The sequence below is a fragment of the Rhodoferax sp. TH121 genome (genome assembly GCF_002251855.1).
Classification (GTDB): domain Bacteria; phylum Pseudomonadota; class Gammaproteobacteria; order Burkholderiales; family Burkholderiaceae_C; genus Allorhodoferax.
In genome coordinates, this window is record NZ_NOXW01000021.1 from 84,411 (window position 1) to 99,815 (window position 15,405).

Sequence of the window (15,405 nt, forward strand, 5' to 3'; positions counted from 1 at the left end):
ACTCATACGGTCTTTTTCAATTTGGGGTCCAGCAGGTCGCGCACGCCGTCACCCAGCATTTGCAAAGAGAGGGCCGTCAGTACGATGGCGACGCCGGGCGAAAAAATGGTCCAGAAGGCCTTGTCGGCGTAGTCCAGGCTGCCAGCAATCATGGTGCCCCAGGTGGGAATATCGGGCGGCACGCCCACGCCCAGAAAGGACAGGCCCGCCTCGGCCAGGATGGCGTAGGCAAAGATAAATGTCACCTGCACCAGGATGGGCGACATCAGGTTGGGCAGGATGTGGCGCCACAAAATCAATGGCGTACGCACACCCAGGGCGCGTGCTGCGTCCACAAACAGCAGCTCGCGCAGCACCAGCGTGGTAGCGCGCACCACCCGCGCCACGCGCGGGGTGTAGACGATGACCAGCGCCAAAATCACATTCCACAGCGAGACGCCCAGAATGGACACCAGCGCAATGCCCAGCAGGATGTCAGGGAAGGACATCATGGCGTCCACGACCCGCATCAAGGGGGCATCCAGCCGGCGGAAGAAGCCTGCAAACATACCCAGCAGCGTGCCCAGCAGCACCGCGCCGGCTGCGGTGACAAAGCCGATCAGCAGCGAGTAACGTGCACCGTGGACGATGCGTAGCAGCACATCGCGACCCAGCTCATCGGTACCCGCCCAATGGGCGGAAGAGGGTGCATTCAAACGCTCGGGGATGGAGAGTGCATTCGGGTCTGCGCTGGACAAGGCCGGAAAGAGAAGAGCTATTGCCAGCACCGTGGTGAGCAGGACCGCTGCTGCCAGCACGACCTTGCGCGCGAACAGCCTGCGCAAGGTGCGCACCAGAGGTTGAAAACGGGAGCGGGTCATTGGGCCTCCAGGCGGATGCGCGGGTCCACCAAGGTGTACAAAAAGTCGATGGCCAGATTGATGAACACGTAAATGGCAGCGATCACCAGCAGCGTGCCCTGGATGACCGGATAGTCGCGGCGCAGCACGGCCCGCACCACCAGGTTACCCACGCCGGGCAGGTTGAACACGGTCTCGGTGACCACCGTGCCGCCGATCATCAGTGCCATGGTCAGGCCCAGCACAGTGACGATAGGTACCAGCGCGTTGCGTAGCACGTGCTTGACCATGATGGTGCCTTCAGACAAGCCCTTGGCACGTGCGGTGCGCACATAGTCTTCACCCAGGATATCGAGCATGGACGCGCGGGTGAAGCGGATGATGAGGGCCGAATTGAGCAGGCCCAGCACCAGTGCTGGGAGCAGCAGGTGCTGCAGGCGCTCGCCCAGCGTGGCGCTGGGGTCGCCATAGCCGGAGGCCGGAAACCAGCCCAGCTTGACGGCAAACAGCTGAATCAGTATCAGACCCAGCCAGAAGCTGGGCACGCTGGCTCCCAACATGGCCACGCTGCTGACGGCTTGATCGGCCGCGCTGCCGCGCCAGATGGCCGCCGCCATGCCGCTGGGCACGCCCACCAGCGCTGCAATGCCCACGGCAAACAGGGCCAGGAACAGCGTGGGCTCAGCGCGCTCCAGCAGGGCCTGGGCGACCGGCTGCTGCAGGAACAGCGAGTGGCCCAGATTGCCTTGCAGCAGCTCGCCGACCCACAGCGCAAACTGCACGGGCAGGGGTTTGTCCAGTCCGTATTGGGCGCGGGCTGCGGCAATGTCTTCCACCGTGGCTTGGTCACCCAGCAACAGGGCCACCGGGTCGCCCGAGGCCAGGCGGGTGAGGCAGAACACCAGCACCGCTACCAGTGCCAGCACCACCACCGCACCGCCCAGGCGCTTCAACAGAAATCGCATCATGGTTACGTCAGTTCTTCAAGCCGGTGTTCCAGAAGAAAGGCCAGATGGCGGGGGTGTAGCCCTGCAGCTTGGCCGAGCGGGCGGACAGGCTATTGAACTTGCCGACTTCAATGAAAGGCACTTCGTCATACACCACCTGCTGCACCTTACCCCACAAGGCGCCGCGTTTGGTAGGGTTGGTTTCTTGGTTGAAGGCAGAAAGCGAAGCCTTCTTGTCGGCGGAGTCCCACCAGCCCGGCGCGCCATCGCCCAGTTGCGGGGGCGAGAGCATAGGCTCGGGCAGCAGGCCGGAGTGGGTGAAGTACACATCCCATAGCTTGGCATCGTTGCGGCGTTGTACCAGGGTGGCCCAGTCCACCACCTGCAGGTCGGTCTTGAAGCCGGCCTTCTTGAGCTGCTCGGCCATCACCAGTGCCATGTTGTAGTGGAACTCGTACTGGCGGCTGGCCATGATGCGTACAGGCTGGTCGGGGCTGTAGCCGGCCTTGGCGGCCTGGTCTTTGGCCAATTGTGGATTGCGCTCGTTGTAGAGCTTGCTGCCCGCGTCGGAGTAGTAAGGCGTGCCCTTGGGGAAGAAGTTGGGTTCGACGGTGAAGAAGCGGTTGTCACCGAAGCCGGCGGCCATCAGTTCGCCAGTGCCTACGGCGGTCTGCACCGCGCGGCGCACGGGTTGCGAGGCCAGCACACCTTCCTTGGTGTTGAACACGATGTAAGGGAAGCCGAAGTTCTTGGTCACGATGGGCACGACGGCCGGCGCACCTTTTTCCACACGGCCCATGGCTTCCACGGGCAGCAGGTCCGCATACTGGAACTGGCCGGACAACGCGCCTTCAACGCGGGTGTTGGCACTGGGCACGGGTACAAAGCGCAGTTCGTCCAGCACCGCTTCGCGCTTGCCTGCGTAGCCGCTGGCAGGCTCCTTGCGGGAGGCATAGCCCTCATAGCGGGTCAGCACGGTGAACTGATCAGGGCGGCGTTCCTTGAACTTGTAGGGGCCGGTGCCAATGAATTCCTTGAGCTGGGGCGCGATGCTGTCCTTGGCCATGATGGCGGCCATGCCGCTGGGCAGGGCGAGCTGGGCCAGCAGGGGGGCGTAGGGGTTCTTGAGCTTGAGCTCCACGCTCAGCGAGCCCTTGGCGGTGAGCGAAGCCACTTCCTTGCCCACGGCCTTGCCACGGGGCGACAGCTCCATCCAGCGTTGCAGCGAGGCCACCACATCGTCGGCGCTCAGGTCACGGCCGTTGTGGAACTTGACGCCCTTGCGCAGGGGGATGGTGTAGCTCAGGCCGTCCTTGGACACGCTGGGCAGGCTCTCGGCGAGCATGGGGGCAATGTTCCAGTTGCCATCGAAGGTGTAGAGCGGCTCGTAGACGTGCTGCATGATGGTGCCCACGAGGTCGGCAGTGCTGACCATGGGGTCCAGGCCTTGGGGTTCGCCGACCATCGCTAGGTTGGCCGCTCCGCCCTTGGTCAGGGCCGTGGATTGTGACCAGGCTGCGCCGCAGGCGAGCATGCAGGCCGTTGCCAGCGCTGCCGACTTCAATATTGCGCGGCGGGGAGGGGTTTGGGTGCCGGACAGTGCTTGCACCACATTGGTTTCAGAAGTTTGCATTTTACACCTCGAAGTAATAGGATTACACGATTAAGCACATTCGATGCCAGAATTGCACAGTGTTTTTGCATTTCCGGTTGAAGGTGTGTAAATTCTTTACTTAAAGGAGTGTTTTTTATGTCAGTAGAAACCCTTGGCCAAGCCCCTCTCGCATCGGACCGTCTGGCCCGTCCCCTGTCACCTGCTACGCGCGCAGGTGACTTTGTATTCGTCTCCGGCCAAGTTCCCACGGATGACAAGGGCGAGGTTGTGGTGGGGGGGATCGAGGCGCAGACGCGTCAGGTCTTTAAGCGCATCAGTGACGCCTTGGCCCTGGCGGACTGCACTCTGGCGGATGTGGCCAAGGTCAGCGTGTGGCTTGCCGATGCGCGCGACTTCGGTAGCTTCAACCGCGTCTACATGGAGTGTTTTGGCGAGCACCGCCCCGCACGCTCCACCGTGGAGTCACGTCTGATGATCGACGCGAAGGTGGAGATCGATGTCACCGCCTACAAGCCGCGCCGCTGAGCCATGGACAAACTCTGGGATGTCGTGGCGCTGGGCGAGGCGCTGGTGGAGTTCAACCAAACGCACGCCGGCGAGCCACAGTACCTGCAAGGCTTTGGTGGCGACACCAGCAACGCCATGGTGGCCGCCGCGCGCGCTGGCGCGCGCACGGCCTACCTGAGCCGGCTGGGGCAAGACCCCTGGGGCCAGGCGGTGTTGGCGCTGTGGGCACGCGAGGGAGTGGACAGCACGGCGGTGGAGCGCGATGCCGACCACCCCACAGGCCTGTACTTCGTGACCCACGGTAGCGCGGGGCACGAATTCAGCTACTTGCGTGCGGGCTCTGCCGCTAGCCGCATGACGCCGGCTTGGCTGCAAGCGGCGTCAGCGCGCTTGCTGCAGCAGTGCCGCATCCTGCATGTGTCGGGTATCTCGCAGGCTATTTCTGCCAGTGCCTGCGACACGGTGTTCGAGGCCATGCGCCTGGCGCGTGATGCCGGGGCCCAAGTGGCGTTTGACCCGAACCTGCGCCTCAAGCTCTGGCCGCTGGCGCGTGCGCGTGCCTGCATCCGCGAGGCGGTAGCCCTGTGCGACATCTTCTTGCCGGGGCAGGACGATATGGAGGCCCTGCTGGGTATCAGCGACCCCGATGCGATTGCCGACTGGGGCCACGCCCAGGGCGCACGCCAGGTGGTGGTGAAGCTGGGCAAGGACGGCGTGCTGCTCAGTGCTGCCGGCCAACGCCAGCGCGTGCAGGGGCGCACGGTGCAGGCGGTGGACGCCACGGGTGCGGGTGACTGTTTTGACGGCAACCTGCTTGCGCGGCTGGCGCTGGGGGACGATCTGGCCCGTTCCGTGCGCTATGCCAATGCGGCCGCCTCGCTGGCGGTGCAGGGCTTTGGTGCAGTGGCGCCTTTGCCCACAGCGGCAGAGGTGCGCGCGGTGCTGTAATCTGCGGGTTTGACAGCCAAGCCCCCGCCATGAAAGTCACTGCCAACGGTATTTCCATCGAAGTCGAGGACAGCGCCCAGACGGACGCGTCCTTCGCCAACAAGCCTGCCGTGCTGCTCATCATGGGTCTGGGCATGCAGCTGATTGCCTGGCCGCCCGAGATGGTGCGTGCGTTGGAGGCGGCGGGCTACCGCGTGGTGCGCTTTGACAACCGCGATGCCGGGCTCTCCAGTCACTTTGATGCTCTGGGAAAACCCAATTTGCTGTGGGCCAGCATCAAGTACAAGTTGGGCCTGGTGCCTGCCGCGCCTTACACCCTGAGCGACATGGCGGCCGATGCCATTGGCGTGCTGGACGCGCTGAAGATCGAGAAGGCCCATGTGTTGGGCGTGAGCATGGGCGGCATGATTGCGCAGCGCGTGGCGCTGGCAGCTCCTAATCGCACCCTGAGCTTGACCAGCATCATGAGCACCAGCGGTGCGCGGGGCCTGCCGCAGGCGGCGCCCGAGGTGGTGCGCGCCCTGATCAGCCGCCCGGCCGGCAAGGGCACTGACGCGGTGGTGGACCAATCGGTGCGCCTGTTCCAGACTATAGGCAGCCCCGGCTACCCCACACCCGAGCCCGAGCTGCGCGAGCGTGTGCGCGCCAGCGTGCTGCGTGCCTTCCACCCGGTGGGCACGGCGCGGCAAATGCTGGCCGTGTTGACCGACATCACGCGCGCTGCACTGCTGGGGCGCATCACCGCGCCCACGCTGGTGGTGCACGGCAAGGAGGACCCGCTGGTGCCGCTGGCCTGCGGTGAAGACACCGCGCGCCGCATTCCCGGTGCTACCTTGCTTACCATTGACGGAATGGGCCACGACCTGCCACCCGAACCTGTGCGCCAGATATTGGCCGCATTGATCCCCCATTTGAAAGCAAGCGCATGAACACCCCCGAACAATCGCAACTTGGCAAGGCCTCGGCCTATGTGGACCAGTACGACGCCAGCCTGCTGTTTCCCATTCCCCGCGCAGGCAAGCGTGCCGAAATCGGCATCACCGGCGCGGCGCCGTTTTTTGGTGCCGACATGTGGACGGCCTTCGAGCTGAGCTGGCAGAATCTGCGTGGCAAGCCGCAGGTGGCGCTGGTGCACTTCACCTTTCCCTGCGAGTCGCCCAATATCGTGGAGAGCAAGTCTTTCAAGCTCTACCTCAACAGCTTCAACAACACCCGCTTCGCCGATGCCGGCGAGGTGCTGGCGCGGCTGCGTGCCGATATTTCGGAAGCCGCATGGCGCGGTGCCCCGACGCCCGGCACGGTGGGCGTGACGCTGATTGATGCCGCGCTGTTTGACCGCGAACCCGTGCATGAGTTGGATGGTCTGAACCTGGACCGGCTGGACGTGGAGTGCACCCACTACCAACCCGCGCCCGAGTTGCTGACCACGCTGCCCGACGAAGGCATGGTGGACGAAGTGCTGGTGAGCAATCTGCTCAAAAGCAACTGCCTGGTGACCGGCCAACCCGACTGGGGTAGCGTTCAGATCAGCTATTCCGGTCTGCCCATTCAGCAAGAAGGCCTGCTGCGGTACCTGGTGAGTTTTCGCAACCACAACGAGTTCCACGAGCAGTGCGTGGAGCGCATCTTCATGGACATCTGGTCCCGCTGCAAACCCACCAAGTTAACCGTTTACGCGCGCTACACGCGCCGCGGCGGGTTGGACATCAACCCCTTCCGCACCAGTCATCCGCGGGCGCTGCCGGGCAATATACGCACCGCACGACAGTAATTGTTGCTATTACTTTAGGAGCTAATTGCGCATATTCCACGAGAGCTAGGCCACAATTTCCTTGCGATTTAGCAAGATTTCCAGCTCCCGCACAGGCAGGGGTGTGGCAAACAGGTAACCCTGGAACAGGTGGCAGCCGTGGGCCATCAAGAATTCGTACTGTTCCTCGGTCTCCACGCCCTCGGCAATTACCTCCAGATCCAGGGTCTCGGCCATGCCCAGAATGGTTTGCACCATCACTGCGTCGGCCGCTTGCTCGCCCAGGTTGCGGATGAAGGACTGGTCGATCTTGAGCTGGTCTAGTGGCAGCTTGGTCAGGTAGGTCAGTGAGGACTGCCCGGTGCCAAAGTCGTCCATCGAGAAGCGCAGGCCCAGTGTCTTGAGCTCCCGCATCTTGGCAATGGTGCCTTGCACGTCATCCAGCACCAGGCTCTCGGTCAGCTCCAGTTTCAGCAGTTCGGGATTGGCCCCAGTGTCTTGCAGGATGGTGCGCACCAATTCCACGAAACTGTCTTGGCGGAATTGCAGAGCGCTCACATTGACAGCCATCTGAAGCTCGGCGCGGCCGGGCTCTCGCGCCCACCGGGCCAGTTGTTCGCAGGCGGTGCGCATCACCCATTCGCCCAGCGGCACGATGAGCCCGGTCTCTTCGGCCAGGCCAATGAAGACCAGTGGCGATACGATGCCCCGGCTGGGGTGGCACCAGCGCACCAGCGCCTCCACGCCCATGGGCCGATTTTCATCCGAGACTTGCAGCTGGTAGTACAGCGCAAACTCGCCTTGCGCCAAGGACTGGCGCAGGTCACGCTCCAGTTCCGCCCGTGTCTCGATGGCAGCCAGCATCTGCGGGTCGAAAAAGCAGAGGGCGTTGCGCCCCGCACTTTTGACCTGGTACATCGCGATGTCGGCCTGCTTGAGCAGCTCAGAGCTGGATTGCAGGGATTCCCCAAACAGGGTGGCGCCCACGCTGCTGGTGCTGCGGTAAACCACACCGTTGAGTGAAAACGGTTCGTTCAGCGTGGCCAGAATACTGTCGCCCACGATCTTGGCTTGTGATGCTGCCTCCATGGCGTGGGGGCTCAGGTCCTGCAGCATCACCACAAACTCGTCCCCGCCCAGGCGGGCCACCGTGTCTGCCTCGCGCACGCAGGCACTCACCCGCTTGGCTACTTGTTGCAGCAGCAGGTCGCCCACGTCATGGCCCAGGGTGTCGTTCAGTGTTTTGAAATGGTCCAGATCCATGAACAGCAAGGCGCCCTTGCGACCACTGCGGGCGCTAGCCACCACCGCCTGTTGCAGCCGGTCGCTCAGCAGGCGGCGGTTGGGCAGGCCGGTCAGGGGGTCAAAAAAGGCAAGCTGTTCGATCTCGGCGCTGGCGCGTCGGATGTGGGTGACGTCCTGGTAGACGATGACCACGCCACCATCGGGGGTCGTGCGCTCGGTAATCTCGATCACATGCCCGTTGGGCAGATGGCGTTCGTGGCTGTGTACGCGCTTGTGCAACAGGGCCATGCGGTCTTGCACCCACTGGCGTTGCGCTTGTGCATCGGCCTGGGGCAGGGTGATGCGCGCAGTGGCCGCCAACATGGTCTCAAACGGAATGCCCACGGCAATGTAGGCGCGTTGCCAGGGGTATATCTCCAAGTAGCGTCGGTTCCAGTTCAGTACGCAGTGCTGAGCGTCCAACAGCAGGAAGCCGCTTTCCATGGACTCCAGCGCCTGATCCAGGGTGGACTTGGCCTGCGAGATGGAGCGCTGCGCTTGGGCCATTTGCTGCAGGTAGCGCAATGCCACGGCGCCTGCCGAGAGCAGCATGATGACAAAGACCGCGCTGACGCCGACTACCCGCCAGCTCTCGCGCCGCCATTCGCCCAATACCGTTTCCATGGGAATGCTGGCGGTGATCAGGATGTCGTGGTACAGCATCTTGCGCTGCACGACCAACGCGTCCACGCCGCTCAGGCGCGCCGCCATTTGCGTCGCACCTTGCGGATTGCGCTCACCCAACGCTGGTCGCAGCAATGTGCCCGAGAGCGAGTCCATGGCCGGCGCGCTGGCCAGCAATTGGCCGTTGCCACGTTCCAGTGTGGCCTCCAGCCCTTCAATGTCCACGCCTTGCACCAGGATGGTGGAGAGCAGGGACACTTGGACCTCGGCTATGGCCAGCACTTTGGATCCATCAGCCAGTCGAATGGGTCTGGCGAAATAGAGTACCTGTTCCGAGCTGCCGAAATTGACAACCGGCTTGCTGATGGACAAGCCCGCTACAACCTGCGCCTGCGCCTGTGTCAAAAAGTCTTGTGGGGCCGCCAGCTCCAGTTCGGCACCGCGCGCGTCGGAAGACGCCAACATGCGCCCTGCATCATCCAGCAAAGCCACATGTCGCACGAGCAGGTTTTGCCGCAATGCACCCTGGATCAGCCGGCTGGCCAGCGTGCTGTCGATCCATTCGGGTTGCAGGTTGGCCAGCCCCAGCAAATTGTCCAAGCTGGCCAGCAAAACATCGACCCCCAGCAGATTGCGATTCACAGCGGCTTCGGCGCCTGCCACAAACCGCAGGGCTTGGCCTTCGCTGTTGGTGACAGCAGTGCGATGGCTGTCGCGCACCACCAGGACGGCTACCAATACGATGGCCAGTACAAACAGCAGAACCGAACCGACAACGGCACGGGTCGCTCGGGAGGACACTAGCCGCATCACTTGGGCACCGGGGCCACGATGCCGTGGGTCTGCCCGATGGTGTGGTCCCAAAGTTCTTTGCAGCGCTGATTGCAGCGCTGCAACCAGCGGGGGAGTACCGTGCCAACAAAAATGTCCTTGCGCTTGCGTTCATCCTCAGCGCTGCGTTGCACCTCGCTCATGTGGCCCTTGCGCGCAGTGGTGCAGCTGGGCAGGCCGCGGTTGCAGGCCAGGCCCTCGGCAGTTTCTCGTTCGCTTTCATTCCAAATAGCAGACTCCAATTTGGGTATCTCGTGGGACAACAATGCCCGCAGGTCGCCGGGCATGGCCTGCCAAGCAGACGCATTGGCGCCAAACACGGCCAAGCCCCAGGTCAGCGGCATGGTGTGGATATGGGTGGTGACCTCGTGCAGGCCCAGCAGATTACCCGACATGGTGCCAGTGATGGCGCACTCGGCATTGCCCGAGGCCATATTGGGCAAGATTTGGGCAAAGCCCGTCAATACCGGGATGGCACCTACTGCACCCATGAAGTCGGCCTGCGTAGCCGATGAGACGCGCACCCGCCGCCCATGCAGATCGGCCAGCGAAGCCAGCGGGCGCTTGCAAAACATAACCTGAGCCGGGTACACGTAGACGGCCAGGACTTCCACACCGTGACGCTCACGCAGCGATTTTTCAAGGTAGGGGCGGAAGGCGGCCAGAGTCTTCTTCAGGGTCGCCATGTCGGGGTTCAGGCCAGCCAGATCTGGGGCCGCGTACTCGGGGTATTGGGCCGAGATATTGCTCAGCAAAGCCGTGCCAAAAGGCACGACCCCCAGCTGGATCAGGCGCAACATTTCGGAGCCCGGGACTCCCGCACGGTCAAACGGCGCAATTTCGGCGGTGTAACGCCCTTGGCTCAAGCGCGGCAGCTCTTTGGTCCAGAACGGCTCTTCATTGCGGGTGTACTGATTCAGGCCGGCCAGGCCACCCACGATGCGCAATTTTTGTGTCGCGGCCGGGGGCGCGGGGGTCTCTGCCCAGGCGCGCGACAGAAGCCCGGCGCTCAGCAAAAGAGCCAAGGTGCACAAGCTTGCTGCAGTGTGTGTGTTCATAACGACCTTTCACGCCCGGGCCGGGACCGGCGTGCTTGCGCTTCTGTGGCGCGGATGCAGCGCGTTTATCTTCCTGGCGCCAAGTCTAGCGGGTCTGGCAGTGCGCGCGCCGCCAAGTCTTGCGCAGATTCCGGGCGGCCCAAAAAATAGCCCTGAAAGGCGTCGCAACCCATCCCGGCCAGAGCGTCCCGCTGAGCAGCAGACTCCACGCCCTCGGCAATGACTTGCAGGCCCAGGCTGTGGCCCAGGGCGACCACGGTGCGGGCAATCACCGCGTCGCTGGGGTCGGTCAGCACGTCGCGCACAAATGACTGGTCGATCTTGAGCTGCGACAAGGGCAGGCGTTTGAGGTAGGACAGCGAGGAGTAGCCGGTGCCAAAGTCGTCCAATGAAAATCCAACGCCCAGTGCCTGAATGGACACCATCTTGTGGATGAGGTCCTCCATGTCATTAACCAGCATGCTCTCGGTGATTTCGAGCTTGAGTTGTGCTGCCGGTGCGCCGGATTGGCGCAAAGCCTGGCCGACGTTGTCGATGAAATCTGCTTGTGCCAGCTGTGACGCACTCACATTCACCGCCAATGTCCAGTGGGCCGTAGCGGGCTGCTGGCTCCAGGCGTGCAGCTGGACGCAGGCTGTTTCCAGGACCCACTGGCCCAGCGGCAAAATCATGCCGGTTTCCTCCGCCAGACCAATGAACTGTCCTGGCGCCACCAAGCCGCGGGTGGGATGCTGCCAGCGTACCAGGGCTTCTGCCCCCAAGCTGTGGCCCTGTTGGTCGACCTGCACTTGGTAATGCAGCACAAACTCATGCCGCTGTAGGCCCCGCCGGATTTCCTTGGCCAATTCGGCGTGGGTGGCCACGGCGGCTTGCATGACGGGATCAAAAAAGCGCGCCGTGTTGCGCCCCGCGGCCTTGGCCTGGTACATGGCCACGTCGGCCTTCTTCAGCAATTCGTCCATGCCTTCCACGTCTTGCATAAAAACCACTATGCCAATGCTGGGGGTGCTGCTGTAGCTGTGCTGGCGCAAGTTGTAGGGTTGCGAGAGCGTATCCAGGATCTTGTGCGCCACCGCTTCGGCCTGGGTTGCGGCTTCGCTGGCCAAGGGTGGCAAACCCTCCAGCAGCACCACAAACTCATCACCGCCGAGACGGGCTACGCTGTCGCTCTCGCGCACGCAACTGCGCAGACGCGCGGCCACCTGCTGCAGCAGCTCGTCACCCACATCGTGGCCCAGCGTGTCATTGAGCAGCTTGAAGTGGTCCAAGTCCAAGAACATCAGGGCTCCATGCTGCTGTAGCCGCGCAGCACTGGTCATGGCGTGGCGTACCCGATCCAGCAGCAGCCGGCGGTTGGGCAGACCTGTCAGGGGGTCATAAAAGGCCAGGCGCCGGATTTCCTCTTCGTCCTGGCGTTGTTGGGTGATGTCGCGCAGCAACACCACATAACTCTGTTGCGATGCATTCGGTATTTTCGAGAACGACAGGCTGACCGGAAAACTGGGGCCACCGGGGCGGCGGGCCCGCGCCTCCAATGTTTTTCCGCCAGCCTCTTGTGCGTCTATCTCGGCCAGCAGTGTCGGAATGTCAGTGGCACTGGCCAGCCAATCGGACAAGTGGCCATGCGGTGTCGACAGGGCAGACAGGCCCAGCATGGCAGCCGCGGCATTGTTGTGCGTCAGGATCTGACCTTGCGGGTCTATCGTCAGCAGGCCGTCCACCATGCTGTCCAGAATGGCTTGGCGGTAGCGCCCACCGTCTTCCAGGGCTCGCCGATGGGCTTCCAGTTTCTGTGCATGACGGTCGCGCTCGATAGCCAGTCCCAGCAGGTACGCACTGCGTTGAATGGCCCCCAGTTCAGCCTCCGACGGCGAACGCACGTGACGGTAGTAATTCCCAAACGTGCCCAGCGTTTGGCCTTGCGAGGACCGGATGGGAATGGACCAGCAGGCCCTGAGCCCGTATCCCAGTGCCAGGTCGCGGTAGTGCTCCCACAGGGGATTGTTGGCTATGTCGGCTACCAGCACGTCCCGGCCGGTGTATGCGGCCGTGCCACAGGAGCCGACATTCGGGCCGATGGCGGCACCGTCCAGAGCCGCGCAGTACGCAGCCGGCAAGCTGGGCGCAGCGCCATGGCGCAGGTGCAGCCCATCATCATCCAGCAGGAGCACGGAGCACTGAACGTCTGGGAAAGTCGCCTCAAAGTCCCGGATGAAGCTGTGCATGATGTCGCTCAGCTTAGCCTGGCTGGCCAGCATTTCCAGCAGCTTGCGTTCGGAGCGGGCTTGCTGCTCCAGGTGCCTTTGCTCCGTGATGTCCTGGGTCGTCCCCACGAGGTATTGCGGTGCGCCCGTTGCATCGAAAATCGGGGCCAGCGTGGTGTGCATGCGGCGGTGCACGGCGTCGGCCCGCCACACCAGGTCCTCGTTGCTGATGGCGTGGCCTTGGGTGAAGGCGGTACGGTCTTGCGCAGCGAAATGCGCCATCTGTGCAGGGGTAAAGAACGCTGCTTCGGCGTGGGGTGCCAAGGGCGTATCGCCCAAAGCCAATGTGTTTCGCCATGCCTGGTTCAAAAACAGCACTTCTCCCTGTGCGTTCTTCACAAACAAGGGCACCGGAACAGCGTCCAGCAGGCGCTGCAGATCAGCGGGCGGCAGAACGCGAAGGGGAGAACCCGCCATGGTCAACACAGGTGCGGTGTTGACCCAAAGGTCAAGGCAGCTTGAACACCTGCACCGAACGCGCCAAGGTGGCGGCACTCGCGTTCAGGCCTGCGGCAGACGCAGCTGACTCTTCCACCAGCGCAGCGTTTTGCTGCGTCACAGTATCCAGTTGCGTCACCGCCTCATTGACCTGTGCAATGCCAATGGCCTGCTCCTTGGTCGCACTTCCAATCAGCTGGATCAGGTCACCCACCTCCTTCACCGATTGGACCACTTCATCAATGGTGCGGCCAGCACCCGTCATCTGGTGATAGCCCGACGAAATTTGCTCCGACGACTGCGCAATCAGCTCACGAATCTCTTTGGCTGCCACGGCACTGCGCTGGGCCAGGGCCCGCACTTCAGTGGCCACCACGGCAAAACCGCGGCCCTGTTCACCCGCGCGGGCCGCCTCGACCGCGGCATTGAGGGCCAGGATGTTGGTTTGGAAGGCGATACCCTCAATCACACCAATGATGTCGCGCATCTTTCCGGACGATGCGTCAATCGCCTGCATGGCCTGGCTCACTTGGTGTACCGCATTGCCACCCTGCGTCGCGACCTCGGTGCTTCTGGCACTCTGGCTGCTGACGCGGGCAGCGGTGTCCGCCGTTTGTTTGACCGTGCTGGACAACTCCTCCATCGAGGCAGCAGTTTCTTCCAGGCTGCTGGCCTGGGCTTCCGTGCGGGCTGACAAGTCCATGCCGCCCTCCGCAATCTCCGCTGCAGAACGCGTAAAAATGGCAATCTCTCCGCGCACATCGCCCACGACGGCGCGCAAATTGATCTGAATCTGTCGCAGCGCACGGATCATGGTGCCCAGCGGCGGCGGATACTGCCCCTCCACCGAGGTGGTGAGGTTGCAGCCGGCCAGGTCGTCGGCAAAGCTCTCTGCTGCACCAATGGCTGCGGCAAAACGCAACTGAAACCAAGCCAGCACACAGCCTGCCCCAATCAACAGGGAAACCAGCTGTGCAGCCACCGCCTCCCACCCCTGCATGCCAAAGAACTGCGGCACCATGGCCAATAGCGTCATGCCCAGCAGGGCCAGGCCCAAGCGTGCTGTCAAGGTGATGCGGGTGAGGGCGCCCAGCCAGCCGCGCGGGCCACGGTAGCGTACTTCGCCTGCGCGAAGGTAAATGGGGCTTTTGCCAGCCTGGCTGTCGGCGCGCATTTGGGCATAGAGTGCCTCGGCAGCCTGCACGTCCTGGCGGCTGGGCTTGATGCGGACCGACATGTAGCCCTTGGGCTTGCCGTTCTCCAAGATCGGGGTGACGTTGGCTTGAACCCAGTAGTGGTCACCGTTTTTACGGCGGTTTTTCACCAATGCGGTCCAGGGCTTGCCATGGCCTATGGTTTGCCACATGTCCTTGTAGGCCTCGGGGGGCATGTCAGGATGGCGCACCAAATTGTGGGGTTGCCCTATGAGCTCGTCGTAAGTAAAGCCGCTGGTTTCCACAAAGGCATGGTTGCAGTGGGTAATGATGCCTTTGGTGTCTGTCATGGACACCAACATGTGGTCGGCAGGGTACTCGTACTCCCGTTGGGTCACAGGTAGGTTGGTGCGCATCAGCTCTTCTCCCCCAAAGAATTTTGGAAAACTGTTCTAGATCAACCGCAAAAACATTTAGCAACAAGTAGGGGCTAGAAGTCAACTCGGGTGACATTGGGAGTGTTACTTAATTGACGGCCGTCAAACTTGTTTCCCGCACAGAAAAACGGGGCCTACCCAGCTTGTTGGTTGTAGATGCTCCCGTGAGGCTCGTAGTACCAGTATGATTTTCAGCATGCAACGCCGCTACTTTCTTCTGAGCCCCCTCGCTTTCACCACAGGAGCCGCCATGGCCGATACACCCAAAGTCCAGTCGCTGGACGACGTCATGCATTGGCTCGACAAACTGGACCGCGCCAGCCAAGTGCAGAGCAACACGGTCTGGAAGATGTCGGCGGTTCTGGAACACATGGCACAAAGTGTGGACATGAGTATGGACGGTTTCCCGGAGCCCAAAAGTGCACTGTTCCAAGCCACGTTGGGCAGTGCAGCGTTTGCTGTTTTTCGACTGCGCGGCAAGATGTCGCATGGCTTGACCGAACCGATTCCCGGCGCGCCTGTTTTGCCGCAGAGTGACGACTTCAAACCGGGGATTGCGCGCTTGCGCAATGCAGTGCAGCGCTTTCAGGCGTATGCGGGGCCACTACGCCCGCACTTCGCTTACGGCGCCCTGAGCCGTGCCGACTTTGCGCTGGCGCACACCTTGCACATCGCCAATCACCAGGACGAAATTACTGTGGTGTGAAGC

General features: G+C 62.6%; 12 protein-coding genes. 5 read left to right on the plus strand and 7 right to left on the minus strand.

The features are described from left to right. Positions 1-2: 2 nt before the first annotated feature. From CHU94_RS10400 to CHU94_RS10410, 3 genes are read right to left on the minus strand one after another with little or no spacing between them, the layout of a single operon-like run. Complete coding sequence (locus CHU94_RS10400) at positions 3-860, minus strand: ABC transporter permease (protein ID WP_094479553.1); 858 nt, start codon at positions 858-860, stop codon at positions 3-5. Then, positions 857-1,807: an ABC transporter permease gene (locus CHU94_RS10405; RefSeq protein WP_094479555.1), complete on the minus strand. Its 951-nt coding sequence runs from the start codon at positions 1,805-1,807 to the stop codon at positions 857-859. The genes CHU94_RS10400 and CHU94_RS10405 overlap by 4 nt, the downstream gene beginning before the upstream one ends. A 7-nt stretch (positions 1,808-1,814) precedes the next feature. Next, positions 1,815-3,320, minus strand: a complete 1,506-nt coding sequence (locus CHU94_RS10410; protein ID WP_255033963.1) for an ABC transporter substrate-binding protein — start codon at positions 3,318-3,320, stop codon at positions 1,815-1,817. A gap of 216 nt (positions 3,321-3,536) precedes the next feature. Between CHU94_RS10410 and CHU94_RS10415 the strand changes: the two genes are divergently transcribed. From CHU94_RS10415 to queF, 4 genes are read left to right on the plus strand one after another with little or no spacing between them, the layout of a single operon-like run. Then, positions 3,537-3,926 (plus strand): RidA family protein, encoded by a 390-nt coding sequence (locus CHU94_RS10415; protein ID WP_094479559.1) that lies wholly within the window; start codon positions 3,537-3,539, stop codon positions 3,924-3,926. 3 nt (positions 3,927-3,929) lie between these two features. Next, on the plus strand, positions 3,930-4,856 hold the full coding sequence (locus tag CHU94_RS10420; protein WP_094479561.1) for a sugar kinase: 927 nt from the start codon (positions 3,930-3,932) through the stop codon (positions 4,854-4,856). 29 nt (positions 4,857-4,885) lie between these two features. Continuing rightward, positions 4,886-5,785, plus strand: a complete 900-nt coding sequence (locus tag CHU94_RS10425) for an alpha/beta fold hydrolase (protein ID WP_094479563.1) — start codon at positions 4,886-4,888, stop codon at positions 5,783-5,785. Next, on the plus strand, positions 5,782-6,627 hold the full coding sequence (gene queF / locus CHU94_RS10430) for an NADPH-dependent 7-cyano-7-deazaguanine reductase QueF (protein WP_094479565.1): 846 nt from the start codon (positions 5,782-5,784) through the stop codon (positions 6,625-6,627). Before CHU94_RS10425 ends, queF begins: the two co-directional genes overlap by 4 nt. Before the next feature lie 45 nt (positions 6,628-6,672). On the opposite strand, the gene CHU94_RS10435 is transcribed toward queF, so the two are convergent. From CHU94_RS10435 to CHU94_RS10450, 4 genes are all read right to left on the minus strand, one after another. Further along, on the minus strand, positions 6,673-9,324 hold the full coding sequence (locus CHU94_RS10435) for an EAL domain-containing protein (protein WP_094479567.1): 2,652 nt from the start codon (positions 9,322-9,324) through the stop codon (positions 6,673-6,675). Beyond that, positions 9,324-10,403 (minus strand): TRAP transporter substrate-binding protein, encoded by a 1,080-nt coding sequence (locus tag CHU94_RS10440; RefSeq protein ID WP_094479569.1) that lies wholly within the window; start codon positions 10,401-10,403, stop codon positions 9,324-9,326. The genes CHU94_RS10435 and CHU94_RS10440 overlap by 1 nt, the downstream gene beginning before the upstream one ends. Positions 10,404-10,468: 65 nt before the next feature. Further along, the gene (locus tag CHU94_RS10445; protein ID WP_094479571.1) at positions 10,469-13,084 is read right to left on the minus strand and encodes an EAL domain-containing protein; all 2,616 of its coding nucleotides are present in this window, start codon (positions 13,082-13,084) and stop codon (positions 10,469-10,471) included. A gap of 31 nt (positions 13,085-13,115) precedes the next feature. Continuing rightward, the gene (locus tag CHU94_RS10450) at positions 13,116-14,675 is read right to left on the minus strand and encodes a PAS domain-containing methyl-accepting chemotaxis protein (protein WP_094479573.1); all 1,560 of its coding nucleotides are present in this window, start codon (positions 14,673-14,675) and stop codon (positions 13,116-13,118) included. 271 nt (positions 14,676-14,946) lie between these two features. Between CHU94_RS10450 and CHU94_RS10455 the strand changes: the two genes are divergently transcribed. After that, the gene (locus tag CHU94_RS10455; RefSeq protein WP_255033916.1) at positions 14,947-15,402 is read left to right on the plus strand and encodes a DUF1569 domain-containing protein; all 456 of its coding nucleotides are present in this window, start codon (positions 14,947-14,949) and stop codon (positions 15,400-15,402) included. Positions 15,403-15,405: the final 3 nt, after the last annotated feature.

Excerpts from the sequence above, each read along its gene's own strand:
- CHU94_RS10400 (WP_094479553.1), bottom strand. The coding sequence starts at position 860 with ATGACCCGCTCCCGTTTTCAACCTCTGGTGCGCACCTTGCGCAGGCTG.
- CHU94_RS10405 (WP_094479555.1), bottom strand. The coding sequence starts at position 1,807 with ATGATGCGATTTCTGTTGAAGCGCCTGGGCGGTGCGGTGGTGGTGCTG.
- CHU94_RS10410 (WP_255033963.1), bottom strand. The coding sequence starts at position 3,320 with ATGCTCGCCTGCGGCGCAGCCTGGTCACAATCCACGGCCCTGACCAAG.
- CHU94_RS10415 (WP_094479559.1), top strand. The coding sequence starts at position 3,537 with ATGTCAGTAGAAACCCTTGGCCAAGCCCCTCTCGCATCGGACCGTCTG.
- CHU94_RS10420 (WP_094479561.1), top strand. The coding sequence starts at position 3,930 with ATGGACAAACTCTGGGATGTCGTGGCGCTGGGCGAGGCGCTGGTGGAG.
- CHU94_RS10425 (WP_094479563.1), top strand. The coding sequence starts at position 4,886 with ATGAAAGTCACTGCCAACGGTATTTCCATCGAAGTCGAGGACAGCGCC.
- queF (WP_094479565.1), top strand. The coding sequence starts at position 5,782 with ATGAACACCCCCGAACAATCGCAACTTGGCAAGGCCTCGGCCTATGTG.
- CHU94_RS10435 (WP_094479567.1), bottom strand. The coding sequence starts at position 9,324 with ATGCGGCTAGTGTCCTCCCGAGCGACCCGTGCCGTTGTCGGTTCGGTT.
- CHU94_RS10440 (WP_094479569.1), bottom strand. The coding sequence starts at position 10,403 with ATGAACACACACACTGCAGCAAGCTTGTGCACCTTGGCTCTTTTGCTG.
- CHU94_RS10445 (WP_094479571.1), bottom strand. The coding sequence starts at position 13,084 with ATGGCGGGTTCTCCCCTTCGCGTTCTGCCGCCCGCTGATCTGCAGCGC.
- CHU94_RS10450 (WP_094479573.1), bottom strand. The coding sequence starts at position 14,675 with ATGCGCACCAACCTACCTGTGACCCAACGGGAGTACGAGTACCCTGCC.
- CHU94_RS10455 (WP_255033916.1), top strand. The coding sequence starts at position 14,947 with ATGGCCGATACACCCAAAGTCCAGTCGCTGGACGACGTCATGCATTGG.